The following is a 21940-nucleotide window of genomic DNA, read 5'->3' on the forward strand; positions in this document are numbered from 1 at the left end:
CTCCTTAGCTTAGCCCGCCGCGTTCGAACCAGTTCGCGGCGGTTTTTTTGAGCGGCGCCCGCTCTCCAAGGGCCAGGACAAACCCGAGAGCGGGCGCCTGCGCCACGTCGCTGACCTTGCAAGGGGAACAGCACCAAAACCCCTCGCTCACGCGCGCCGTGGCAGTCTGATGTCTATGCTGCTTCCAGAGCCGGTTCGGCTTCGCGCCGCTTCTCAACCCATGCGGCCTCATCCTCTTCGAGAATGATCACGCGTCGACCGACTTTGGTGATCGTTGGCATGGTGGCGAGGTGATTGTAAAAGGTCGAACGACAGAACCCGCGCCGGGCGCAGAAGTCGTCAATTGAACCGCGTTTGAAGTGGTTTGTCATAGCGTTTCCTCAGTGGACACGCATGACTGTGCACGCTGTTGGACCTTGAAACTACAGCAATGAATCTCAGCGTTTTCGTCGAATTATTTGCGGACTTTTCCAGGGCCACGTTCGACTTCACTTCGCACGTAGTCCTTCGCAATGCCGTGCTTATCGGCGATGAAAATGATGAGCGCGGCTTTGATACCGTGCTTCCAATGTCCGTTATCTTTCAACCAGCGACGCGAGTCGAAATAATGTCTCATTGCCTCACGCTTCCGTCTCTCCATTGTGGAGATAAGAAGCGGGTTCTTCTTTTTCGGTCGTCCAGGGGGTGGCTTTGGTGGGAAGACGAATGCCTTGCCTTTGCTGAGAAACTGGTAGTGGAGCCCTTTGTCCAGTAACTCATCCTTCGCTTTGAAACGCCGCTTCACCTCGGCGCTGTCACGCCCGAGCCAAAACCGAATGCCGTCATCCTGAACGAGCTGCAGTAGCTCCTCGCTAAGCGATCGCTTCGACATTCGACTTCTCCACCAAACCGAAGCGCGGGGCGCCGGCCTTGATTGCCTCTTTCACGTACGAGGGTGCTAGGTGGCCATAGTGCTTCTCGACCATGCGCGTGTCGACGTGCCCAAGATTGTTCGCCACGACCATGAGCGGCATTCCGTTCATAACCGACAAGCTTGCCCACGTGTGGCGCAGCTCGTGGAACTTCACACGAGGAGTGATCTTCCCCTGCTTGCATGCTTCGGCCATAGGACGTGACTGGTGCGACTCGCGCCACGCCGTTCCGTCCGCCTTGGTTAGCATCAGTTCCGAGCCTTCCCTGCCCGCCGTGATGGACTTGAAGAACTCTACCCCTTCGTCGGTTAAATTGATGTGTCGCGGCTTCCGGGTCTTGCTCACATGGATCGCCAGCGTTTCAGCTGCGGCATTGAAGTCGTGGACATGCAGGCGGCACAGCTCCCCATACCGGCACCCTGTCTGCAATGCAGCTTGGACGAGCTTGCGCAAGTCGGCCGCGCTGGCGTTGATCAAGCGCTGCGCTTCGCCGATGGACAGGAAGCGTTGGCGAGCGCTGTCGACATCCTCAAATGCCTCAACTCGACGCCAGGCTTTGTCGTCGACCACATGTTCATCGTGGAACGCGAGGTTGAGAGCGGCTTTTAGCACGGTGAGCACTCTGTTCGCGGTACTCTTGCGCTGGCGCTTAGTCGAGTCGTCCATCTCGCCTTGGGCGAACTTTTGCTCCTCGCCCTTTTTGGTGCGGAGTCGGCGGGGCGTCGAAGCGAGCTTGTTGTGCCAGTTGCTGATATCGCGCTTCGTCAGTTTGGCGATTTCAATTTCACCAAAGACTGGTCGGATGAGCTTCTCAACCGTTAGCTCGGTGTCCCTGTAGGACTTCTGCCTCTGCTTGGCGTGCGCGAGATAGTCATCCAGCGCAGCGCCCACAGTGTAAGCAGGCTTCGGCTCTGCGCTCCCCTTCTGCGCGATGATGCGACGAGCCTTCTCAACCGCCTCCCACCAGTTGAGTACGTTCACCCCGTCTGCCTCAAGCAGATCGTCAGGTTGGCCGATCGACTCGACCACGTATTTCTTTCCGTCGTAGGTGCGCATCACCCATACGGCGCCGCGTGTGCCTTTGCGATAGCCAACGTGGAGCCCCTTATCGACGTTGCGGTAGTAGGGGTCGCCCCTCGGAACTAGCTTCTCGCGCGCCGCTCTGCTGTCCAGTTTTGAGTCGCGAACTGCCTTTGCCATTGATGCCTCCGTTTGGTCTCTTGTGTAACTTCTGTGTAATATGCGGAGCTATACGACAGTCAGCCACACTAAGCCCATATGGACGGCAAAATAAATATTTTCAATAGAATCAGATGGTTAACTTTTCCAGCGTCGTGCACGGGCGCCCAAAATCGGCTCCGAACACGGCTCTCTCACGGCGGGAACAGGGGTTCGATTCCCCTTGGGCGTACCAAGAGACTCAATGATTTAGCTGAATGTGGATCAAGACCGTCAAGTAACGGTCAAATATGCTGTCTGGTCGATACCGCTCAGGGGGTTGCCCAGGTGGGAACTGCGGGTGGCGGCTAGCGGCCGGCGTCCCCTTCGCCGTAACGGCGCGATGGATTTCCTCGGTCAGGCTGTTGTTGACCTCGACGAGCCGGTGCACCTCATCCTGGATTTTCAAGAGCGCTTCGGCATCCTTGTAGGTCTGCGGCGCCTGCTTGTCTGAGGCGGCGACCGAAGCCTTTTGGCCAACCATGATTACCGACAGCAGCACCAGCTGCAAAAATGTCTGCGCGATCCAGGCGATCAGCGTCGCTACTCCGACCTGGATGGCAGCCGGCAAGCTGATGAGGGCGATCCCCGCAAAGACATAGCTCATGCCCGTGAGGTGAGGTCCGACCTTCTCGCGGCTGATACTGGAAACACAAGTCGGCCACGCGCCTAACCTGGCGCTTAAGCCGGCCGACGGTGAAGCGGGCATATGCCCAATGGACTACCTCTAATAGTACCTGTGGTGGTGGTGGTAATAGTGCCTATGGTGATAGTAGTGTCTATGGTGGTAATAGTACCGTTGCGGGTAGTAGTAGCGGTGGTAGTACCTGTGGTGGTATCGGTAGTATGGGCGATATGGCTCGTAGTACGGGTCATCGTAGTACGGACCGCTATAGCGATAGGGGAAAGGGAACCCTCCGAAACCACCATAATAGCCGCCAAAGGGCGAGAAGAGGAACTGCGCCTGGGTCGGAGAAGCGACGGCTGCTGTGGTAGCAAACGCGAGCACGGATACGAGTATCAGCTTCCTCACGGTTACCTCCATCGGTTCGATCGTAAATAACGCGAACGCCGGTCGAATCGTTCCTTTCCTTATGTTCAGTAGGTTCCAGGTGAATCGCCTCCATCACGTCGCTCACCTTGCGCGAGGAAGGCACAGGGATGATGATGACAGCCCGCAGCGCTTCCCCGGTCGTATCGATCGAACAAGACCTGCGCCGACTTCCAAGGGCCTGTCAAAATAGATGTTGCCTCCATGATCGACACACCCAAGCGTCAGGATCCCGATGAGACCAACGAGCCGGGTTTCCAGGCGACCGAGGCGCGCAGAGTTCCCTTGCCGGTCGGCTACCGACAGGGTGTGATCTCCGCCATCACCGTATTGCTCGGGTTTTCGCTTCTTTTCCTGCGCTATTGGAATTTCGAAGCTGATGGCGGATGGACGACGGCCTCGATCCTGGCGACGCTCCTGCTCGCCCTGGCCATCGTCCTCCAACTCGTCGCATTGTGGCGTTCGCTGCTCCCGCGCGACGACGACGAGCCGGTCTATCAGGTCACGCTGCGCTGGTTCCTCGCCTCGATCATCGCTCTCCTTGCGGGCGTGCTGCTTGCCGGGCTGACCGCTTCGCACGTCTTCAATCCTTGATCGGGGGGCTCATTCCGGGCTGCTCGACCATCGGCTTTTGCGCCGCAAGGTCGTGCAGGCGAATGCACGGAAAAGCCCCGCCGACCGGGAGTCAAGCGGGGCCCTTGGAGTAGCCGCAAAAGGGGACTGGCTTCGGACTACTCATAGATCCGTAGGATCATTTTTCAATGTAGTCCTCAAGATGAGATGCCGCATCGGCCGAATAGATGAAGGAAACAGCCTTATCCAAATTTCAAGGCGATATCGCCGTCCTGCAACGATGGGACCTGCGGCTTCTGGCGCGGCGGGGCCGATTGCATTAGCATCACGTCATGGATTTCGAGGGCACGGCTCAGGCGGCGCGCAGAACGCCTGGTGCCAGGCAGATCCTGACGACCAATCGATGCCGCGGGGAGAAGGCCTATGCAGAAACTGCAAGCACAAGGCGTCCACCACATCACCCTTGTCGGCGCCGGGCGCCAGACCTCGATCGATTTCTGGGAAGGCGTGCTCGGCATGCCTTTCGTCTTCGAGCAGCCCAACCTCGACAAGGCCAGCGAGAGCCATCTCTATTTCGATCCGGGCGACGGCCGGCTGATCACCATCTTCACCGATGAAAGCCGCGTGCCGCTGAAGCGGCGCACGCCGACCGATCCGGGCTGCGTCCACCACATCGCGTTCGCGGTGTCGCGGGTCACCTTCCTGCAGGCGGTCGCCCGGCTCGACGAGCGCGGCATCAAGCACAGCGGCGTCAAGGATCGCGGCTTCATGGATTCGATCTATTTCGAGGATCCGCTTGGCCTTTTGATCGAACTCGCGTCCTACCGCTTCGAACCGCCGGCGGGTTTCACTCATGCCGATGTGCTGATGCAGGCGCACAGGCTGCGTGTCGGGCGCGGCGACTACAATATCGCCGAGGTGCATCTTGCGGACGCGATCCAGGCGCTTGTCGAGAGCTCCCGCGCGACCTTGTCGGATGACCGGGCGCCGAAGAATCCATACTGACGGCCAACGAAACAAAGGGAGGACAAAAAATGGCAAAGACAGTGACCAAAAGTGCTGGGAAATCGGCTGCCAAGGCAAAGGCAAAGGCGAAGCCGGCGGTGAAGGCAGCCGCAAAGGCTGCGCCGAAGGTGGCCGCGAAAGCCGCGGCAAAACCGGCGACGCAAAAGTCGGCGGCCAAGACCGCCAAGGCCAAGTCGGCGAAAAAGCCGGCGTTGAAGCTCAGCATGCTGAAGCCGAGCGTCAACAACATGACGGTGCGGGTGTTTGCTCGCGCGGCCGGCTTCGACGCCGCCGAGACCGACGCCTGGGGCCACACGCGTTCGCCTGAATATCTGGCGCGCAATCCGGCGCATCTGACGCCGATGATCGAGGACAAGGGGTTGCCCAGGGGCGTGCTCTGGGAAAGCTGCGCCATCATGCAGTATCTCGCCAACAAGCACGGGCTGGAGAAATTCTATCCCAAGGCGCCGGCCAGACGGGCGATGATCGACAGCGCCATGTTCTATCTGATCGGCACGCTCTACCCCTATGTGGCGCGCGCCACCTATCCGGCGCTGGGTTTCCCGCAATATGCCGGCGAGGTCGGCCACAGCGATGCCCATCCCGACAAGAAGTCGGAAGCGCAGAAGGCCGCGATGGCGGCGATCGCTGAGCCGCTGGAGGTCTTCCACAGCTTCTTCAGGGACGGCAAGCCGTTCATCGGCGGTACGAACCCGTCGATCGCCGACATAAGGCTGGCGGCGACTCTCGAATTCCTGGCGGTCATCGACTACCCGCTGCCCAAATGGGCGCAGGAGTACATGGCGGCCATCGAGAAGAAGCTCGGCAAGGCCTATGCCGAGCCGGCCGGCGACGTGCGCGGCTATATCGCCTATGTGCGGTCGCAGGCGAAGGCTTCAGCTTAAGGATTCGTTAACCAAAGCCCTGTCTACTGGCGGGAATTCACCGCGCGACCACGGATGTACTGGCGCATTATCGGTGGAAGGAAAGGTCGGCTCCGTGCCGGCCTTTTTTGCTTTTTCGGACCCCATGCCGGGACCTCGCGCGGCGATGATAGGGCCGCGCCGGAACGTCAACTTTTCGCGTCGGGATATTGTCATCGCCGACGTTGCCTCTAACATCCCGTTGAGCGGATCCGGCTTGGAATAAGATGAGGGCTTGCGATGAAATGCGTGGCGGCAATGCTGACGATCGCCGGTGGAATGCTGGCTGGGACGCTCCTGCCTGCACAAGCAGCAGTGCTCAACACAATGGATGATGTCGGGGACGCGATCCAGGCATGCTGGACGCCGCCGGCGGACGCGGGTAATTCCACAGTAACCCTGAGTTTCAGCTTCAAGCGCGACGGCTCGCTGATCGGTCCGCCGCGGCCGACCGCCGCCAAGGTGACCGGCGATGACAAGGCGCGAAAAGCGTTCATCGACGCGGCCATCGCCGCCGTCAAGAATTGCACGCCTCTGAGTTTTTCACCGGCTTTGGCGCAAGGCATTGGTGGCAACGTCTTCACGTTGCAACTGGTTTCCCCAAAGAAATAGCGGCTGGCGCGGCCGCTTCGGAGCCAATTGCTCAGTGGCTCCGGCGCCGTGCCTTGGCGTGCCGCGCCAGATCCGGGGTCTCGAAGACATAGTCGCTCCAGGCCGATTCCGGGATGTGCCCGGCCAGATAGCACTCAAGCAACAGGTTTTCCTCGGGATTGAGCGGTCGTGGCGCGCGCTCGTGGTCCAGCCCGAGAGAATGAAGAAGGTCTCTTGTCAGTTCCGATACCGTGAAGTGGATCGACATCTGCGTTCTCCCTATGCCTTGAACGCGGCAGTCAGGCAAAGGTTCAGCGTCAAGCTTCGGTAACATCGGATTGATCGTTCGCTCGGGCAGCCCACGGCCCGGCAATTCCGATAGTCGCCGGCCCGGGATAGGCGCTGCAGCGCGCCGTCATGATGAAGCCGGCTATGGGGCCCGTCTGGAACGGAGGGGCGCTCACGGCGTTGTGATCGACATCAGTCGGGAGAAAAACCATGGCCACGTTCAGGGAAATGCGGGTTCTGGAGATCGTCGAAGACGGCTCCCTGACCCATGACGAGAAGGTCGCCGAACTGCGTAAGATCGAATCCGAGGCGCGCGGCCTGCAACGGGCCGCGTCGGAGAGTTCCATGGGTGATGATGACGGCTGGCAGGACGATTTGCGCCAGGTTCGCCTTGCGCTCGACAAGCTTGGCGCGAAGCAACCGAAGAAGGGCGCGGCATCGCTGTAAGGCTGCGGGGAACTCTCCCCGAATTGCGCCTATTCGCAAACCATGCGAACGCGCTCGCCTGGTGCGCTCACGTTCCTGCATGCCAGTTGTTTTTCCGGGCTCGACGGCGGGGGAGGCGGCGGTGAATATCGCGTCTGATGCCGTCTGTGCCCGGCAGGTTTCGAAACCTTGCGTTCGGCAAATTGTCCGGGCGGCTGTGGCGGCACCGGAAAGGCGCCGTTGTCGGCCGGCGGCGTGTAGTCGACATTGGGTGGCGGCCGGTCCCAGAAGCGCCTGGCGTCGAGCGGCCGCGGGATGATGACCGTGCCGTCATAGCTGCGCGCACAGCCACTGCCGAAAAGCAGCGCCACGCCCAGCAAGAAAGGCCCTATCCGTCGATACATTAGCAACACCCCTGCGCGGCTTATAACGCGGCCTCGGGCCGCCCGACAACCGGACGGAATAACGCAGGAAGAGTGTGCCGGTTGCGCCGTTAAGGTTAGCGGATCGTTAATGCTTCTCGGGCACATTCCGCCGACGAACCGCGGAGGGAGGGTTCGGCCTTGATTTTCGGGGTGGGGACAGGATGGCGGAAGCGGACGAAGTCGGCGCGCGCGGCAAGCGTGGGCCCGAAAAGCCAGTGCATCGCGGCGACGCGCCGCCACGCGCGGACATGGATTCGCCCGACGCGCTTCGCCAACTGCTCGATGCAGGCTCGGACTGGGTCTGGGAGACCGATGCCGAACTGCGGTTCTCCTGGCTTTCACCCACCTACCAGGCGGCCACCGGCATCGATCCGGCTGATGTGCTGGGTCGGTTCCGCTTCGATTTCCTCAATCAGGTCCTGAAGGGTAACCACAGCGCGACGGCGCATCTGGAGGACCTGCAGGCGCGCCGGCCGTTCCGCGACTTCGTCTATGAACTGAAGGGAGGCGGCGCCGCCTGCCGCTGGGTGCTGACGTCAGGCTTCCCACGGTTCGACAACGAAGGAAAATTTGCCGGCTACCGCGGCATAGGCCGCAACGTCACCGCATTGGCCGGCGCCTTCGAGACCATGGAGCAAAACCGGTCGTCGGGCAGCGATCCCGACCGGCATCTTGCCGACCTCGAACGGACGATGGACGCCATGCACATGGGCGTCGTGCTGCTCGATGGCAAGCTCGACACGCTGATCGTCAACAAGGCCTATCGCGACCTGTCCAGCATTCCGGACGGGGTTGTAACCGTTGGCGCTCCCTTCAGCCAGTTGATGGAACTCAACCGCCGCAACGGCATCTATGGCGATATCGACGAACAGCAGTGGCAGCGCTACCTCGCCGGCCGTATCGAGGAGATTCGCGCCGGCTCCGTCGCGCCTCGCGAATTTGTCCATGCCGGCGGCAGGACGATGATGTTCTCGGTGACGGCGCTGTCCGGCGGCAAGCGGCTCTTGACCTACTATGAGGTTACCGAACTCAAGCGTCGCGACGCCGAGATCGAAGGCGCCAACGCCAAAATCGCCGAGACCTTCGTCAATCTCCGCACCATGGTCGATGAGATGCCGATCGGTGTTCTCGTGCTGGATGCCGATATGCGCGCCGAAGTCATCAATCGCGCCTTCTACGACTTCTGGAGGATCGATCCAGGCCGCGCCGGGATCGGCTCGGCCTTTCGCGAACTCATGGAAGCCAGCCGCGCCATTGACCCTTACGGCGCCGATGACGCTGCCTGGCAACGTCATACCGCCGAGCGCGAAGCCGAAATCAGGGCCGGCGTCGCCGGCTCCAGACAATTGCCGCACAATGACGGGCGCACGCTTGTCGCGTCGCTGGCACCGCTGCCCGGCGGCAAGCGGCTCATCTCCTATGTCGACGTCACCGACATGAAGGGGCGTGAGACCGAGGCACAGGACGCGCGCAAGTACCTAGCCAGCGTGCTGGAATCGCTGCCGGCCGGCGTCATCATCTACGACCGCGACGACAAGTTCGTCTTCGCCAACCGCAAACTGCAGGACACGCTGCCGGCGCTGAAGCCCTTCTGGCAGCCTGGCTGCAGCTTCCGCGAGGCGCTGGAATTCGGCCAGTCGGTCGGCTATTTCCGCTCGAGCGGCGATGCCGGGATCGACAGGCTGTACGGGGTCGAACCCGAACGCTGGCTCGACAGCATACTGGCCCGCTACCACCTGCCGAATTCTTCCTACGAGCGCCTCAATGCCGATGGACGCTGGTACCAGGTCTACGACATGCGCACCGATGACGGGACGTTCATCGGCGTGCGCGTCGACATCACCGACATCAAGAGCCGCGAGGCGGCGCTGCGCGACTCGATGCGCCAGATCGATCTCTTCCGCCACGTGATGGACGAGTTGCCGGTGGCCGCCTTCATCAAGGCGCAGGACCTGAGCATCGAATTCGTCAACAAGGCTTGGTGTGCGCTGACCGGCATCGCCAAGGAAGACGTCATCGGCCGGACCGACCGTGAGCTGTTCGGCACACAAGACGCGGAAGGCTACAGCCATGACGACACCCAGGTCGTCGTAACCGGCAAGGGCCTCGAGGTCGAAGAACCTGTCACCCATAGCGACGGCACGGTGCGGCAGTTGATGACGCGCAAGAGCCGCCTGGTGGCGACAGACGGATCGGTGCATCTGGTCGGCTCCAGCACCGATATCACCGACGTCAAGGCGCGCGAGAAGGCTCTGGAAGAGAGCATGCGCGAGAACGAGGTGTTCCGCAGCCTGATCGACAATGTACCGGTGTCGATCTACGCCAAGCGCTCCGATCTTAGGCAGTTCTATGTCAACAAGGGCTGGTGCGATCTGACCGGTCTCAGCAGGGAAGATGCGATCGGCAAGACCGACATCGAGATTTTCGGGGAGGACGGCGAGGCTTTCGTGGCCGGCGATCTCGCCGTGCTGCGCACCGGCGACACCCAGGAGGTCGAGGAGACGGTGCGGCTTGCCGACGGCAGCGTCAGGCATCAGTTCGCGCGCAAGGGCGCGATGATCGCGTCGGACGGTTCGCTCTACCTGATCGGATCGACCACCGACATCACGGAACTGAAAATGCGCGAGGCGGAGCTCAGCGAGGCGCGCCAGCGTGCCGTGCTCGCCGACCGCGCCAAGTCGGAATTCCTCGCCAATATGAGCCATGAGATCCGCACGCCGATGAACGGTGTGCTGGGCATGGCTGAACTCCTGGCCAAATCCAATCTCGATCCCAAGCAGAAAACGTTCACCGACATCATCGTCAAGTCGGGCAACGCGCTGTTGACGATCATCAACGACATCCTGGATTTCTCCAAGATCGATGCCGGCCAGATGGTGCTCGATCCGGCGCCCTTCAACCTTGCCGAGGCGATCGAGGACGTGGCGACGCTGGTGTCGACACGCGCCAAGGAAAAGGATCTCGAACTCATCGTGCGTGTCGAGCCGAGGCTCGAAAGCCTGTTCATCGGCGATGTCGGCCGCATCCGGCAGATCGTCACCAATCTGGTCGGCAATGCGGTGAAATTCACCGACGAAGGCCATGTGCTGGTCGACGTGACCGGTGAGAGGGTTCCGACCGGAACCAGGCTGACGATCTCGGTCACCGACACCGGGATCGGCATCCCCGAGGAAAAACTGAAGCTGGTGTTCGAAAAATTCAGCCAGGTCGACACCTCCTCGACACGGCGGCACGAGGGCACCGGGCTTGGCCTTGCCATCACCTCACGGCTGGTCGAACTGATGGGCGGCACCATCGGCGTCGAGAGCGCCGAGGGAAAGGGCTCGACCTTCTGGTTCACCGTGACGCTGCCCAGGGCCGAACAGAGCGGGCAGCGCATCATGCCGGTGGATGTGACGGGCGCACGCGTGCTGATCGTCGACGACAATGCCGTCAACCGGGCCATCCTGACCGAGCAGATGACCTCGTGGACGTTCGATTCCTGCGCGGCCGAAAGCGGCGCGGAGGGCCTCAAGGTGCTGATCGCGGCCGCCGCCTATGGCGTGCGTGTGGATTGCGTCGTGCTCGACTACCAGATGCCCGAGATGAGCGGCGCCGAAATGGCGCGTGTCGTGCGCAGCACCGAAGGCCTAGCCGACACGCCCATCATCATGCTGACCTCGGTCGACCAGTCGCTCGCCAACACCAGCTACCGCGATCTCGGCATCGACGCCCAGCTGATCAAGCCGGCGCGCTCCTCGGTGCTTCTGGAGACGCTGGTGGCGACTATCCAGCGTCATCGCCACGCCACGGACAGCCAGGCCGTCCAGCCGCTCGCAGCCGAAAGGCCCAATGCTCCCCAGCCGCCGCCGCTGGCGCTGTCCGAACAACGCGCGCAATTGCAGCCGCCGCCGGTTCGGCCTCGGCTGCCCGTCACTGGCGGTGATGGACACAGGCTGGATATACTGGTGGCCGAGGACAATGAGGTGAACCAGATGGTCTTCACCCAGATCCTTGGCGAGACCGGCCATGGTTTCGAGATCGTCGGCAATGGCCGCAAGGCGCTCGAGGCTTTCGGCAAGCTCAATCCATGCATGATCCTGATGGATGTCTCGATGCCGGAGATGAGCGGGCTCGAAGCGACCGCCGCGATCCGCCGGCTGGAGCAGGAAACCGGCACGCATGTGCCGATCATCGGCGTGACCGCGCATGCGCTCAAGGGCGATCGCGAACGCTGCCTGGAGGCGGGCATGGACGACTATCTGCCCAAGCCGATCAGCCCCAGGGCCCTGCTGGACAAAGTCGAGCGCTGGCTCGGCGCCGGCCGCCAGGTCCAGCGCAACGCGGGATAGCCCGGCGTCGCCCGGTTCCAAGGATCCGAATCAATCGCGGATGATGCTGCTACCCCTGCGTGCAATGCCTATGGTGCGATCGCACCATACCAAAGCCGGCGCCGAGCCGGGACAATGGCAAAATCGAATTCCGCCCTTGCAGTTACGGGCGGGAGCAGCGACCGCCGGCAACAAACAGCGTCAACCTACCCCAACGGACCTGTTTTTGGCGATGGCCCGGCCATGACACGCTCTGGCCTTGAGCAACGCGCTCCCGTCCGGATTTTCTTCATCCGAGAAAGCCCCGTCGAATCCGGCGGCGGCTCCGGCCGGTGGATGGCTCAAGTCCCTGATTCCGGGCGCAAACCCGGATCAGGCCACGGCCATCCGACGCGACCGCCTTTTGCACAGCCGGCGACGCGTTACCGGGCTGACACGAAACTGTCATGCGACTGTAATAATCCAAGGCTATTGGCCTCAGCGGGCGCTGGTTTGGAATGGCGCCGAGAGACCATCTTCCGAACAGGAGCAGGCCACATGAGACATTTCATCCGCTCGGCGGCCGTTGCGATCGCAATGGCTACAGCGTCTACCTTCACCCTTTCCGCAGCCATCGCAGCTGATCTTTCCGGCGCTGGCTCGACCTTCATCTATCCGGTGTTCGCCAAGTGGGCCGACACCTACAAGAAGGACACCGGCATCGGCCTCAACTATCAGTCGATCGGTTCGGGCGGCGGCATCAAGCAGGTCATCGCCAAGACCGTGACCTTCGGCGCCACCGACAAGCCGATGTCCGACGCCGATCTGGAAAAGAACGGCCTCGTGCAGTTCCCGATGGTGATGGGCGGCATCGTGCCGATCATCAACCTGACCGGCGTCAAGCCGGGCGAACTCGTCCTCGACGGCAAGACGCTCGCCCAGATCTATCTCGGCGCCATCACCACCTGGGACGATGCCGCGATCAAGGCGCTGAACCCCGGTCTCACCCTGCCGTCGACCGCGATCGCCGTCGTGCATCGTTCGGACGGCTCGGGCACCACCTTCAACTTCACCAACTATCTGGTGAAGCTCTCGCCCGACTGGAAGGACAAGGTCGGTTCGGACTCCGCCGTCGAATGGCCGACGGGCGTCGGCGCCAAGGGCAGCGAAGGCGTTGCCAACACTGTCAAGCAGACGGACGGCGGCATCGGCTACGTCGAATACGCCTATGCCAAGCAGAACAACCTGTCCTACTCCAAGATGCTGAACGCAGCCGGCAAGGTCGTCGAGCCGTCGCTCGAATCCTTCGGCGCTGCCGCTTCGAATGCCGACTTCAAGGGCGCCAAGAACTTCAACGTCATCATCACCAACGAGCCCGGCGACACCACCTGGCCGATCGCTGCCTCGACCTGGGTCCTGATCCACAAGGCTCCGGATGATGCCGCTGCCACCGGCGAAGCCCTGAAGTTCTTTGCATGGGCCTACAAGGACGGCAAGGAAACCGCCAAGGCGCTCGACTACGTCTCGATCCCCGACAGCGTCGTCGACCTGGTCAAGGCTTCGTGGAAGGCCGACATCCAGGCCGGCGGCAAGCCCGTCTACGTTGGCGAGTAACATCCTCCAAAGGAGCGCCGCGCCCGCGGCGCTCCTTTTCCTTCAACCGAAAGAGCCGAGCTTGACATGAGCGCTGTCCAGGAAGCCTTGCCAGCCGTTAGAAGTTCGCGCGATGCCACCGTTCGACGGTTCGCACTGACCGACGCAATCTTCCACGCGACAACCCGCGCCGCCGCGATATTGGTGCTGGTCCTGCTCGGCGGCGTTGCGATCTCGCTGTTTGCCGGTTCCTGGCAAGCCCTGTCGACCTTCGGCTTTTCCTTCCTGACCAGCGAAAGCTGGAACCCGGTGACGGAGAAGTTCGGCGCCCTGGCACCGATCTACGGCACCATCATCACCTCGGCCATCGCCATCCTGATCGCCGTGCCGCTCGGCATCGGCATTGCCATCTTCCTCACCGAGCTTTGCCCACGCCCGCTGCGGCGTCCGATCGGCATGGCGGTTGAACTGCTGGCGGGCATCCCTTCGATCATCTACGGCATCTGGGGCCTGTTCGTGCTGGCGCCGTTTCTGCAGACGACGGTGCAGCCCTTCATCATCAGCGTGTTCCACGGCATTCCGGGCCTCAACAGCCTGTTCGCAGGCCCTCCTTACGGCATCGGCCTGCTGACCTCGGCGATGATCCTGGCCATCATGATTCTGCCTTTCATCACCTCGATCACCAAGGACGTCTTCGATACGGTGCCGTCGGTGCTGAAGGAATCGGCCTATGGCATCGGCTGCACGACCTGGGAGGTCACGCGCCGGGTCGTTATTCCCTACACCCGCATCGGCATCATGGGCGGCGTCATGCTCGCCCTCGGCCGCGCCCTCGGTGAAACGATGGCGGTGACCTTCGTCATCGGCAACGCGCACCGCATCTCGACGTCGCTGTTTGCGCCGGCAACGACCATCTCGGCGACCATCGCCAACGAATTCACCGAAGCGGTCGGCGACCTCTACACTTCCTCGCTGGTCGCGCTCGGCCTCATCCTGTTCGTTATCACCTTCCTGATCCTTGCCATCGCCCGCTACATGCTGATGCGCATCGACGCCCGCACGGGAGCCTGACCGATGTCGACAGCCGCATCGCTTCACCAGAGCCGCAAGCGCAAGAATGGCGTGATGATGGCGCTGTGCGTCATCGCCGCCTGCATCGGCCTTGCCTGGCTGGCGTTGATCCTTGGCGCCTTGCTCTACAAGGGCCTGGCCGGCGTCTCCCTCTCGGTCTTCACGGAAATGACGCCGCCGCCCGGCGACGCCGGCGGCCTGCTCAATGCCATCTACGGCAGCATCGTGATGACCATCATCGGCATCATCGTCGGCACGCCGATCGGCGTGCTGGCCGGCACCTATATGGCCGAATATGGCCGCTTCTCGAAGCTCACCACGGTGGTCCGCTTCATCAACGACATCCTTCTGTCGGCGCCGTCGATCATCATCGGCCTGTTCGTCTATGAGCTGATGGTGCGGCCGATGGGGCATTTCTCGGCGATCGCCGGTGCCGTGGCACTCGCCATCCTGGTCATCCCCGTCGTCGTGCGCACCACCGAGGACATGCTCAACCTGGTGCCCAACGCCTTGCGCGAAGCCGGCACCGCGATCGGCGCGCCGCGCTGGGTGGTCATCCGCTCGGTTGCCTATCGTGCCGCGCTTTCGGGCATCGTCACCGGCATATTGCTGGCCATCGCCCGCATCTCCGGCGAAACCGCACCGCTTCTTTTCACGGCGCTGAACAACCAGTTCTGGTCGAGCAATCTCAACGCGCCGATGGCCAGCCTGCCTGTCACCATCTTCCAGTTCGCTCTCAGCCCCTATGAGGAATGGCAGCAGCTGGCCTGGACCGGTGCACTCATAATCACATTGACGGTTCTCGCGCTCAGCATCTTTGCGCGCAGCCTGACCGGACGCAGAGAGGACAAATGAGCCAGATGTTGTCTCCAGACATGACGATCGCCGCAGAGGCGGCGACCAAGGCCAAGATCGAGGTCAAGAACCTCAATTTCTACTACGGCCAGTCGAAGGCGCTGAAGGACATCACGCTGTCGCTGCCCGAGCGCAGCGTCACCGCCTTCATCGGCCCGTCGGGTTGCGGAAAGTCGACGCTGCTGCGCGTCTTCAACCGCATCTACGAGCTTTATCCCAAGCAGACCGCCGAGGGCCAGGTGCTGCTCGACGGCCAGAACGTTCTCGACCGCTCGCAGGACCTCAACCTGCTGCGCACCAAGATCGGCATGGTGTTCCAGAAGCCGACGCCGTTCCCGATGTCGATCTACGAGAACATCGCTTTCGGCGTCAGGCTCTACGAGAAGATCAGCAAGGCCGAGATGGACGGCCGCGTCGAGCAGGCGCTCAAGCGCGCGGCACTGTGGACCGAGGTCAAGGACAAGCTCAATGCTAGCGGCCTCAGCCTGTCGGGCGGCCAGCAGCAGCGGCTGTGCATCGCCCGCACCGTGGCGGTGAAGCCAGAAGTCATCCTGCTCGACGAGCCTGCCTCGGCGCTCGACCCGCTGTCGACCGCCAAGATCGAGGAGCTGATCGACGAGCTGCAGGCCGACTATACGATCGTCATCGTCACCCACAACATGCAGCAGGCGGCGCGCGTCTCGAAGCAGACCGCCTTCATGTATCTGGGCGAACTGGTCGAATTCGACCGCACCGAGAAGATCTTCACGTCGCCCCGCGAGAAGCGCACGCAAGACTACATAACCGGCCGCTTCGGCTGATCGCACGCATACGAGGACCAGGATCATGGCCGAACACACAGTCGCAGCCTTCGACGAGGATCTCGGACAGATCAGCAGGCTGATCAGCGACATGGGCGATCTCGCCGGCTCGATGGTCGGCGGCGCCACCAAGGCGCTGCTGAACTCCGACAATGCGCTCGCCCAGCGCGTCGTCTCCGACGACGCCATCATGGATGCGCGCCAGCGCGAACTCGACGACCGCGCCATCACGCTGATCGCCAAGCGCCAGCCGATGGCCGACGATCTGCGCCATGTCGTCGGCTCGATCCGCATGGCCGGCGACCTCGAACGCATTGGCGACCTTGCCAAGAACATCGCCAAGCGCGTCGGTACTGTCGGCCTCAGCGCCACGCCGCGCGACCTGTCGCATTCCATCGACGCCATGGCGCAGCTGGTGCTGATCCAGGTGCAGGGCGTCATCGAGGAGTATGCGGCGCGCGATGCCGCGGCACTGGCGAAGCTGCGCGCCGACGATGAGCGCATCGACGTCAAATACACCTCCGTCTTCCGCGAACTGCTGACCTATATGATGGAAGATCCGCGCAACATCACGGCTTGCACGCATCTGTTGTTCTGCGCCAAGAATCTCGAACGCATCGGCGACCACGTGACCAATATCGCCGAGAATGCGTACTATGTCCTGACCGGCACGCAGCTGCCCGCCAACCGTCCAAAACAGGACGAGACGGCGATGTCGGCGCCGGCGGCCTGAGCGCAGGGGTAACCAACCGATGATCGCACCACGCATCATGGTGGTGGAGGACGAGGAGCCGCTCGGCGTGCTCCTCCGCTACAATCTGGAATCGGAGGGTTACCAGGTCGAGGTGGTGACACGCGGCGACGAAGCCGAAATCCGCCTGCAGGAGAACGTGCCCGACCTGCTCGTGCTCGACTGGATGGTGCCGGCGGTATCCGGCATCGAACTCTGCCGGCGATTGCGGATGCGGCCCGAGACCGAGCGGCTGCCGATCATCATGCTGACCGCGCGGGGCGAGGAAAGCGACCGTGTACGCGGGCTTTCCACCGGCGCCGACGACTATCTGGTCAAGCCGTTCTCGACGCCGGAATTCATGGCCCGCATCAAGGCGCTGCTGCGCCGCGCCAAGCCGGAAGTGCTGTCCAGCGTGCTCAAGGTCGGCGATATCGTGCTCGACCGTGAATCGCACCGGGTCTACCGCAAGAAGAGCGAGATCCGGCTCGGGCCGACCGAATTCCGCCTGCTCGAATTCATGATGCGCCATCCTGGCCGCGTGTTCTCGCGCAGCCAGCTGCTCGACAATGTCTGGGGCGAGACGATCTACATCGACGAGCGTACCGTGGACGTGCATGTCGGCCGGTTGCGCAAGGCGGTCAACAATGGTCGCATGCCGGATGTCATCCGTACCATTCGTGGGGCGGGCTACGCGATCCGGGAAGACTAGAGCTTGCCTCATCCCGATAAAATCGGGATGAGGCTCCAAGATCGAAACTCCAATCAGCAGGTAGTCGCCAATGCCGTGAAGAGGGTGATCAGCGGACTTCGACTTCTCCCAACAGATGTTGCCGCCTCATCTCCTCTTCGACCCATACAGCAACGCGCTGGAGCTTTGAATGTTTGATGTCTCGAATGATCAGCTGCGTAGTGGCCGCGTCGACCTCGCCGATAATAATTTCGCCCCAGCCGTTGGTTCGCAGGAAGCGGTAGACGTCCTCGCCGAAGTTGCGAACACGATGGACGAGGCCGTAAAACTCGGCCTGATCTATGTTGAAGTTGATCACCAACGAACGGGACATCAGCAGATCATACAGGCAGACACATTGCCAATTGATGTCGCAACGGGCCGAACGCGGTCGTTCAGAATGATCGAGTTTCGCCCTGACCGTCAGGCAACGTTCTTTCCGGCACCCGTTCTTGCCTGCACGCCCGGCGCGAAAATCTCCTGGTCGACGAAGGTCAGCGCGCGCATGGCGCAACCTTCGCGGATCAGCGGCAGTTCGTTCGGTTCGGTGTCGAAGGAGATCGATTCCGAGTGCTGACCACCGGCGGTCTGGGCGATCGCCTCGCGCAATGCCGGCTCGATCAGATCGAAGGCGGCGGCGCTGACGCCGACCATGGCAACGGGCGCCGGATCGATCAGCGCGAACAGGCTGCCGAGGCCGTAACCCAGTGCCTCGCCGGCCTTGCGATAGGCTTCGCGCTCGGGCCCGTCCCGTTCCCGTGCCGTCGCGGCCAGCGCCCGCATCTGCGCGTCGCTGACATCGGCCACCGGCTCGGTGTCCTCGCCGAGCTGCCTGGCATTGCGCCAGATGGCGTAATTGCCGGCATAGGCCTCGACACAGCCGCGCCGCCCGCAGCGGCAGAGCGCGCCGCCGGGCCGATGGATCATGTGGCCGAACTCGCCGCCCGAGGAATGGGTGCCGGTGAACAGCTCGCCCTTCAGCACCAGCCCCATGCCGATGCCGTGCGAAAGCAGGATGGCGATGAAGTCGTCGCGGTAGCGCTCGGGATCGCGCCTGCGCAGCGCCACCGCCATCATGTTGCAGTCGTTTTCCATGGTGGCGGGGATGCCGAACTCGGCTTCGAGTATGTCGGCGAAGGCGATGTCGGTCTGCGGCGTGATCGGCGACCACAGCATCGCCCGGGCCTCGGTATCGGTGATGCCCTGGATCGCCAACGCGATGCGGGCGACGCTGCGCACGTCAATGTCGGGATCCTCGAGGCGCCGCCTTACGATGGCCACGCATTCGCCGATCAGCGCCTCGCGCGACATGGTCAGCGTGTCCAGCCGGCGCTGTTCTTCCGATATCACCTGGCCGGCATAGTCGATGACTGCGACCGACAGGAAATTCAGCGACAGCACCACGGTCATCACAGCCGCGGCCTCCGGAGTGAGGCCGAGGCCGACCTGCGGCCTGCCGCGTTTCAGCGCGCCGGCCTCGCTCGGCTTGCCCTCGGCCAGGATGCCTTCGCCGATCAGGTCTGAGGAAATCGCCGATATGGTCGAATGGCTGAGGCCGGTGGTCGCGGCGATCTCGGTGCGTGAGGGCCGGCCAGCCTGGCGCACGGCCGCGATCACCATCGCGCGGTTGCGCCGGCGCAGATCGTCGTGGCGGATTCCGACCGACATGTTTTTTCACATCCTCCCGGTCGCCGCGGTTCTTCCGGCCTCCCTCGAACGCTGCCGGCGACACGGTCAAATACTGGCAGAAGCGGCCGGTGCTGTCATTTATTTATTGCGAAGCTCGAAAAAAATTCAGAGGGACATCAAAATCCATCAGAATCGTTGTTGACAGCGTTCCGGTGTTGGATCAGTGTTTTTTCGAGGCTCGAAAAAATAGGGCCTCTGTGCCGGCCTTAGGGCCAGTTTGGTCGCGCCATACGCGGCGCAGGGAGGAATATCATGAAGAGATTCACGGCCGCCATCCTGGCGGGTGTCGCCATGTCGCTGACGCTTGCGTCGGTCGCGCAGGCGAAAGACAAGGTCATCGGCGTTTCGTGGTCCAACTTCCAGGAAGAGCGCTGGAAGACCGACGAGGCCGCCATGAAGAAGGCGATTGAGGCCGCCGGCGACAAGTACATTTCCGCCGACGCGCAGTCCAATCCCGGCAAGCAGCTTACCGATGTCGAGAGCCTGATCTCGCAGGGCGCCAATTCGCTGATCATCCTGGCCCAGGATGCCTCGGCCATCGGCCCGGCCGTGCAGAAAGCGCTGGACGAAGGCATTCCGGTCGTCGGCTATGACCGCCTGATCGAGAACAAGGACGTCTTCTACCTGACCTTCGACAACAAGGAAGTCGGGCGTTTGCAGGCCAGCGCGGTGTTCAAGGCCAAGCCGGAAGGCAACTATGTCTTCATCAAGGGCTCGGGCGCCGATCCGAATGCCGACTTCCTGTTCGCAGGCTCGATGGAAGTGCTTAAGGCCGCCATCGACAGCGGCAAGATCAAGAATGTCGGCGAGGCCTATACCGACGGCTGGCTGCCTGCCAACGCCCAGAAGAACATGGAGCAGTTCCTGACCGCCAACGACAACAAGGTCGACGCGGTCGTCGCGGCCAATGACGGCACCGCCGGCGGCGTCGTCGCGGCGCTGACGGCGCAGGGGCTTGCTGGCACCGTGCCGGTCTCGGGGCAGGACGGCGACCATGCCGCGCTGAACCGTATCGCGCTCGGCACCCAGACCGTGTCGGTGTGGAAGGACGCGCGCGAACTCGGCAAGAACGCCGCCGAGATCGCCTCGCAGCTGGCCGACGGCAAGAAGATGACCGATATCGCCGGTGTGAAGGACTTCACGACGCCTGGCGGCAACACCGTCAAGTCGCTGTTCCTGACCCCGGTCGCCATCACCAAGGACAATCTCAACGTCGTCATCGATGCCGGCTGGATCAAGAAGGACGAAGTCTGCGCGGGCGTTGCCGCCGGCAGCGTCGCCGCCTGCAACTAAACGGCGCAATACCGTTCGATATCGACGCCGCGGCCCAAAAGCCGCGGCGTTTCTCAAGGGGCTTCCCGCTTCAAATGACCGCGGAAAGCAAATAGCATCCATGTTCGGTACCCGCGCCAGACGGTAAACCGGTGGGAGGACAGCATGACCGACACGACCTCTAATCAACCGGTCGGCAGCACGGCAGCAGACAGGGCGCGTGCATCCGAACTCAGCGCCGTCGGACGGTTCCTCAAGGCTACCGAGCTCGATACGCGCATGCTCGGCATGATCGGCGCGCTGCTGGTCATCTGGGTCGGCATCCACATATTGTCGGGCGGGCTTTTCCTGACGCCGCGCAATCTGTGGAACCTGTCGGTGCAGACCTCGTCGGTCGCGATCATGGCGACAGGCATGGTGCTGGTTATCGTCATGCGCAACATCGACCTCTCGGTCGGATCCGTCGAAGGTGTGATCGGCATGATCATGGGCGTGGCGCAGGCCGAATTCCTGATCCGCGTCGTCGGTTTCCAGCTTGGAAACCCCTGGCTCTGGATCATCGCGCTGGCGGCCGGCGTGGCGCTTGGTCTGCTGATCGGCGCGTTCCAGGGCTTCATCATCGCCTATATGGAGGTCCCGGCCTTCATCGTGACGCTGGGCGGCCTGCTGGTCTGGCGCGGCATGGCATGGCTGATCACCAGCGGGCGCACGGTCGCGCCGCTCGACACGACCTTCCAGCTGATGGGCGGCGGACCACGCGGCTCGATCGGCGCCACCGCCAGCTGGATCGTCGGTGTCGTCGCCTGTGTGGCGGTCGCCTTCATGCTGCTCAACGGCAGGTCGCAGCGCAAGCGGTTCCACTTTCCGCTGCGCCCCGTTTGGGCCGAGACCTTGCTTGGCGTGGTTGCCTGCGCCGCTATCCTTGGCGCCGTCTGGATCGCCAATTCCTATCCATGGCCGATCGGCATCGTGCGCCAGTACGCCCAGCAGAACGGCATTACCGTTCCCGAAGGCGGGCTGTACATCGCGCATGGCATTGCCATACCGGTGCTGATGGCGGTGGCCGTGGGCATCATCATGACCTTCATCACCAAGCGCACGCGTTTCGGCCGTTATGTTTTCGCCATTGGCGGCAATCCGGAGGCGGCCGAACTTGCCGGCATCAACACCCGCTGGGTGACCATGAAGGTGTTCATGATCATGGGCGTGCTGGCCGCGGTCAGCGCGGCGATCTCGTCGGCCCGGCTCAACGCGTCGACCAATGCGCTGGGCACGCTGGACGAGCTTCTGGTCATTGCCGCCGCCGTCATCGGCGGCACGTCGCTCGCCGGCGGCTCCGGCACGGTGATGGGCGCCATGCTGGGCGCGCTTCTGATGCAGTCATTGCAGTCGGGCATGGTGCTGCTCGGCATCGACTCACCGCTGCAGAGCATCGTCGTCGGCGCCGTGCTGGTCATCGCGGTGTGGCTCGACACCGTCTATCGCAAGCGGGTTTAGGGG

22 protein-coding genes and 1 tRNA gene are annotated in these 21940 nt (G+C 62.4%); 15 read left to right on the forward strand and 8 right to left on the reverse strand.

The genetic code is table 11. From position 1 onward, the window contains the following. Positions 1-173: 173 nt before the first annotated feature. The 3 genes from FJV83_RS24200 to FJV83_RS24210 all read right to left on the reverse strand — a co-directional run bounded on the left by FJV83_RS24200 (position 174) and on the right by FJV83_RS24210 (position 2111). A complete protein-coding gene (locus tag FJV83_RS24200) occupies positions 174-371 on the reverse strand; it encodes a hypothetical protein (protein ID WP_142885709.1) in 198 nt (65 codons plus the stop codon). A gap of 83 nt (positions 372-454) precedes the next feature. Further along, positions 455-871 carry a hypothetical protein gene (locus FJV83_RS24205; RefSeq protein ID WP_142885708.1) on the reverse strand — a complete coding sequence of 139 codons (417 nt, stop codon included), beginning with the start codon at positions 869-871 and terminating at the stop codon, positions 455-457. After that, a complete protein-coding gene (locus FJV83_RS24210) occupies positions 852-2111 on the reverse strand; it encodes a site-specific integrase (protein ID WP_142885707.1) in 1260 nt (419 codons plus the stop codon). The genes FJV83_RS24205 and FJV83_RS24210 overlap by 20 nt, the downstream gene beginning before the upstream one ends. 142 nt (positions 2112-2253) lie before the next feature. Between FJV83_RS24210 and FJV83_RS36515 the strand changes: the two genes are divergently transcribed. Beyond that, positions 2254-2325, forward strand: a tRNA-OTHER gene (locus tag FJV83_RS36515). A gap of 6 nt (positions 2326-2331) precedes the next feature. Here the strand turns inward: FJV83_RS36515 and FJV83_RS24215 are convergent. Next, positions 2332-2736: a hypothetical protein gene (locus FJV83_RS24215; RefSeq protein WP_142885706.1), complete on the reverse strand. Its 405-nt coding sequence runs from the start codon at positions 2734-2736 to the stop codon at positions 2332-2334. A gap of 648 nt (positions 2737-3384) precedes the next feature. Here FJV83_RS24215 and FJV83_RS24225 point away from each other — a divergent pair. The 4 genes from FJV83_RS24225 (at position 3385) to FJV83_RS24240 (ending at position 6293) form a co-directional block, all read left to right on the forward strand. Continuing rightward, a complete protein-coding gene (locus FJV83_RS24225; RefSeq protein WP_210202252.1) occupies positions 3385-3774 on the forward strand; it encodes a hypothetical protein in 390 nt (129 codons plus the stop codon). A 402-nt stretch (positions 3775-4176) separates the two neighbouring features. Continuing rightward, complete coding sequence (locus FJV83_RS24230; RefSeq protein WP_095772141.1) at positions 4177-4758, forward strand: VOC family protein; 582 nt, start codon at positions 4177-4179, stop codon at positions 4756-4758. Positions 4759-4787: 29 nt separating this feature from the next. Beyond that, positions 4788-5663: a glutathione S-transferase family protein gene (locus FJV83_RS24235; protein ID WP_142885705.1), complete on the forward strand. Its 876-nt coding sequence runs from the start codon at positions 4788-4790 to the stop codon at positions 5661-5663. Between the two features lie 258 nt (positions 5664-5921). After that, positions 5922-6293, forward strand: coding sequence for a hypothetical protein (locus FJV83_RS24240; RefSeq protein ID WP_095772143.1), 372 nt, complete (start codon positions 5922-5924; stop codon positions 6291-6293). A gap of 31 nt (positions 6294-6324) precedes the next feature. Here the strand turns inward: FJV83_RS24240 and FJV83_RS24245 are convergent, their stop codons facing one another. Next, positions 6325-6540, reverse strand: a complete 216-nt coding sequence (locus tag FJV83_RS24245) for a hypothetical protein (protein WP_142885704.1) — start codon at positions 6538-6540, stop codon at positions 6325-6327. A gap of 230 nt (positions 6541-6770) precedes the next feature. Here FJV83_RS24245 and FJV83_RS24250 point away from each other — a divergent pair, with 230 nt between their 5' ends. Beyond that, the gene (locus FJV83_RS24250) at positions 6771-7007 is read left to right on the forward strand and encodes a hypothetical protein (protein ID WP_095772144.1); all 237 of its coding nucleotides are present in this window, start codon (positions 6771-6773) and stop codon (positions 7005-7007) included. A 29-nt stretch (positions 7008-7036) separates the two neighbouring features. Here the strand turns inward: FJV83_RS24250 and FJV83_RS24255 are convergent, their stop codons facing one another. Beyond that, entirely contained in the window at positions 7037-7390 is a 354-nt protein-coding gene (locus FJV83_RS24255; RefSeq protein ID WP_246691912.1) for a hypothetical protein, read from the reverse strand. A gap of 182 nt (positions 7391-7572) precedes the next feature. Between FJV83_RS24255 and FJV83_RS24260 the strand changes: the two genes are divergently transcribed. From FJV83_RS24260 to phoB, 7 genes are all read left to right on the forward strand, one after another. Beyond that, entirely contained in the window at positions 7573-11742 is a 4170-nt protein-coding gene (locus tag FJV83_RS24260; protein ID WP_142885702.1) for a PAS domain-containing protein, read from the forward strand. Between the two features lie 516 nt (positions 11743-12258). Continuing rightward, positions 12259-13314, forward strand: a complete 1056-nt coding sequence (pstS, locus tag FJV83_RS24265; protein ID WP_095772147.1) for a phosphate ABC transporter substrate-binding protein PstS — start codon at positions 12259-12261, stop codon at positions 13312-13314. Between the two features lie 66 nt (positions 13315-13380). Then, positions 13381-14364 carry a phosphate ABC transporter permease subunit PstC gene (gene pstC, locus FJV83_RS24270; protein WP_095772148.1) on the forward strand — a complete coding sequence of 328 codons (984 nt, stop codon included), beginning with the start codon at positions 13381-13383 and terminating at the stop codon, positions 14362-14364. A 3-nt stretch (positions 14365-14367) separates the two neighbouring features. After that, on the forward strand, positions 14368-15219 hold the full coding sequence (pstA, locus tag FJV83_RS24275) for a phosphate ABC transporter permease PstA (RefSeq protein WP_095772149.1): 852 nt from the start codon (positions 14368-14370) through the stop codon (positions 15217-15219). Further along, the gene (gene pstB / locus FJV83_RS24280) at positions 15216-16019 is read left to right on the forward strand and encodes a phosphate ABC transporter ATP-binding protein PstB (protein WP_095772150.1); all 804 of its coding nucleotides are present in this window, start codon (positions 15216-15218) and stop codon (positions 16017-16019) included. Before pstA ends, pstB begins: the two co-directional genes overlap by 4 nt. Before the next feature lie 25 nt (positions 16020-16044). Continuing rightward, the gene (gene phoU / locus FJV83_RS24285; RefSeq protein ID WP_010911897.1) at positions 16045-16752 is read left to right on the forward strand and encodes a phosphate signaling complex protein PhoU; all 708 of its coding nucleotides are present in this window, start codon (positions 16045-16047) and stop codon (positions 16750-16752) included. Between the two features lie 19 nt (positions 16753-16771). Then, positions 16772-17461 carry a phosphate regulon transcriptional regulator PhoB gene (gene phoB / locus FJV83_RS24290; RefSeq protein WP_006328038.1) on the forward strand — a complete coding sequence of 230 codons (690 nt, stop codon included), beginning with the start codon at positions 16772-16774 and terminating at the stop codon, positions 17459-17461. Positions 17462-17549: 88 nt separating this feature from the next. On the opposite strand, the gene FJV83_RS24295 is transcribed toward phoB, so the two are convergent. Together FJV83_RS24295 and FJV83_RS24300 are read right to left on the reverse strand one after the other, a co-directional pair. Next, the gene (locus tag FJV83_RS24295) at positions 17550-17813 is read right to left on the reverse strand and encodes a hypothetical protein (RefSeq protein WP_095772151.1); all 264 of its coding nucleotides are present in this window, start codon (positions 17811-17813) and stop codon (positions 17550-17552) included. Between the two features lie 89 nt (positions 17814-17902). Then, on the reverse strand, positions 17903-19147 hold the full coding sequence (locus FJV83_RS24300; protein WP_095772152.1) for an ROK family protein: 1245 nt from the start codon (positions 19145-19147) through the stop codon (positions 17903-17905). Between the two features lie 273 nt (positions 19148-19420). On the opposite strand from FJV83_RS24300, the gene xylF reads away from it, so the two are divergent. Next, a complete protein-coding gene (gene xylF, locus FJV83_RS24305) occupies positions 19421-20461 on the forward strand; it encodes a D-xylose ABC transporter substrate-binding protein (protein WP_019861602.1) in 1041 nt (346 codons plus the stop codon). Positions 20462-20605: 144 nt separating this feature from the next. Then, positions 20606-21937, forward strand: a complete 1332-nt coding sequence (locus FJV83_RS24310; protein WP_095787972.1) for a sugar ABC transporter permease — start codon at positions 20606-20608, stop codon at positions 21935-21937. The last annotated feature ends 3 nt before the right edge of the window (positions 21938-21940 follow it).

The organism is Mesorhizobium sp. WSM4307 (assembly GCF_007003945.1).
In the GTDB taxonomy this organism is placed as follows: Bacteria; Pseudomonadota; Alphaproteobacteria; order Rhizobiales; family Rhizobiaceae; genus Mesorhizobium.

Coding starts and splice junctions, on each gene's coding strand:
- FJV83_RS24200 (WP_142885709.1), bottom strand. CDS start 371: ATGACAAACCACTTCAAACGCGGTTCAATTGACGACTTCTGCGCCCGG.
- FJV83_RS24205 (WP_142885708.1), bottom strand. CDS start 871: ATGTCGAAGCGATCGCTTAGCGAGGAGCTACTGCAGCTCGTTCAGGAT.
- FJV83_RS24210 (WP_142885707.1), bottom strand. CDS start 2,111: ATGGCAAAGGCAGTTCGCGACTCAAAACTGGACAGCAGAGCGGCGCGC.
- FJV83_RS24215 (WP_142885706.1), bottom strand. CDS start 2,736: ATGAGCTATGTCTTTGCGGGGATCGCCCTCATCAGCTTGCCGGCTGCC.
- FJV83_RS24225 (WP_210202252.1), top strand. CDS start 3,385: ATGATCGACACACCCAAGCGTCAGGATCCCGATGAGACCAACGAGCCG.
- FJV83_RS24230 (WP_095772141.1), top strand. CDS start 4,177: ATGCAGAAACTGCAAGCACAAGGCGTCCACCACATCACCCTTGTCGGC.
- FJV83_RS24235 (WP_142885705.1), top strand. CDS start 4,788: ATGGCAAAGACAGTGACCAAAAGTGCTGGGAAATCGGCTGCCAAGGCA.
- FJV83_RS24240 (WP_095772143.1), top strand. CDS start 5,922: ATGAAATGCGTGGCGGCAATGCTGACGATCGCCGGTGGAATGCTGGCT.
- FJV83_RS24245 (WP_142885704.1), bottom strand. CDS start 6,540: ATGTCGATCCACTTCACGGTATCGGAACTGACAAGAGACCTTCTTCAT.
- FJV83_RS24250 (WP_095772144.1), top strand. CDS start 6,771: ATGGCCACGTTCAGGGAAATGCGGGTTCTGGAGATCGTCGAAGACGGC.
- FJV83_RS24255 (WP_246691912.1), bottom strand. CDS start 7,390: ATGTATCGACGGATAGGGCCTTTCTTGCTGGGCGTGGCGCTGCTTTTC.
- FJV83_RS24260 (WP_142885702.1), top strand. CDS start 7,573: ATGGCGGAAGCGGACGAAGTCGGCGCGCGCGGCAAGCGTGGGCCCGAA.
- pstS (WP_095772147.1), top strand. CDS start 12,259: ATGAGACATTTCATCCGCTCGGCGGCCGTTGCGATCGCAATGGCTACA.
- pstC (WP_095772148.1), top strand. CDS start 13,381: ATGAGCGCTGTCCAGGAAGCCTTGCCAGCCGTTAGAAGTTCGCGCGAT.
- pstA (WP_095772149.1), top strand. CDS start 14,368: ATGTCGACAGCCGCATCGCTTCACCAGAGCCGCAAGCGCAAGAATGGC.
- pstB (WP_095772150.1), top strand. CDS start 15,216: ATGAGCCAGATGTTGTCTCCAGACATGACGATCGCCGCAGAGGCGGCG.
- phoU (WP_010911897.1), top strand. CDS start 16,045: ATGGCCGAACACACAGTCGCAGCCTTCGACGAGGATCTCGGACAGATC.
- phoB (WP_006328038.1), top strand. CDS start 16,772: ATGATCGCACCACGCATCATGGTGGTGGAGGACGAGGAGCCGCTCGGC.
- FJV83_RS24295 (WP_095772151.1), bottom strand. CDS start 17,813: ATGTCCCGTTCGTTGGTGATCAACTTCAACATAGATCAGGCCGAGTTT.
- FJV83_RS24300 (WP_095772152.1), bottom strand. CDS start 19,147: ATGTCGGTCGGAATCCGCCACGACGATCTGCGCCGGCGCAACCGCGCG.
- xylF (WP_019861602.1), top strand. CDS start 19,421: ATGAAGAGATTCACGGCCGCCATCCTGGCGGGTGTCGCCATGTCGCTG.
- FJV83_RS24310 (WP_095787972.1), top strand. CDS start 20,606: ATGACCGACACGACCTCTAATCAACCGGTCGGCAGCACGGCAGCAGAC.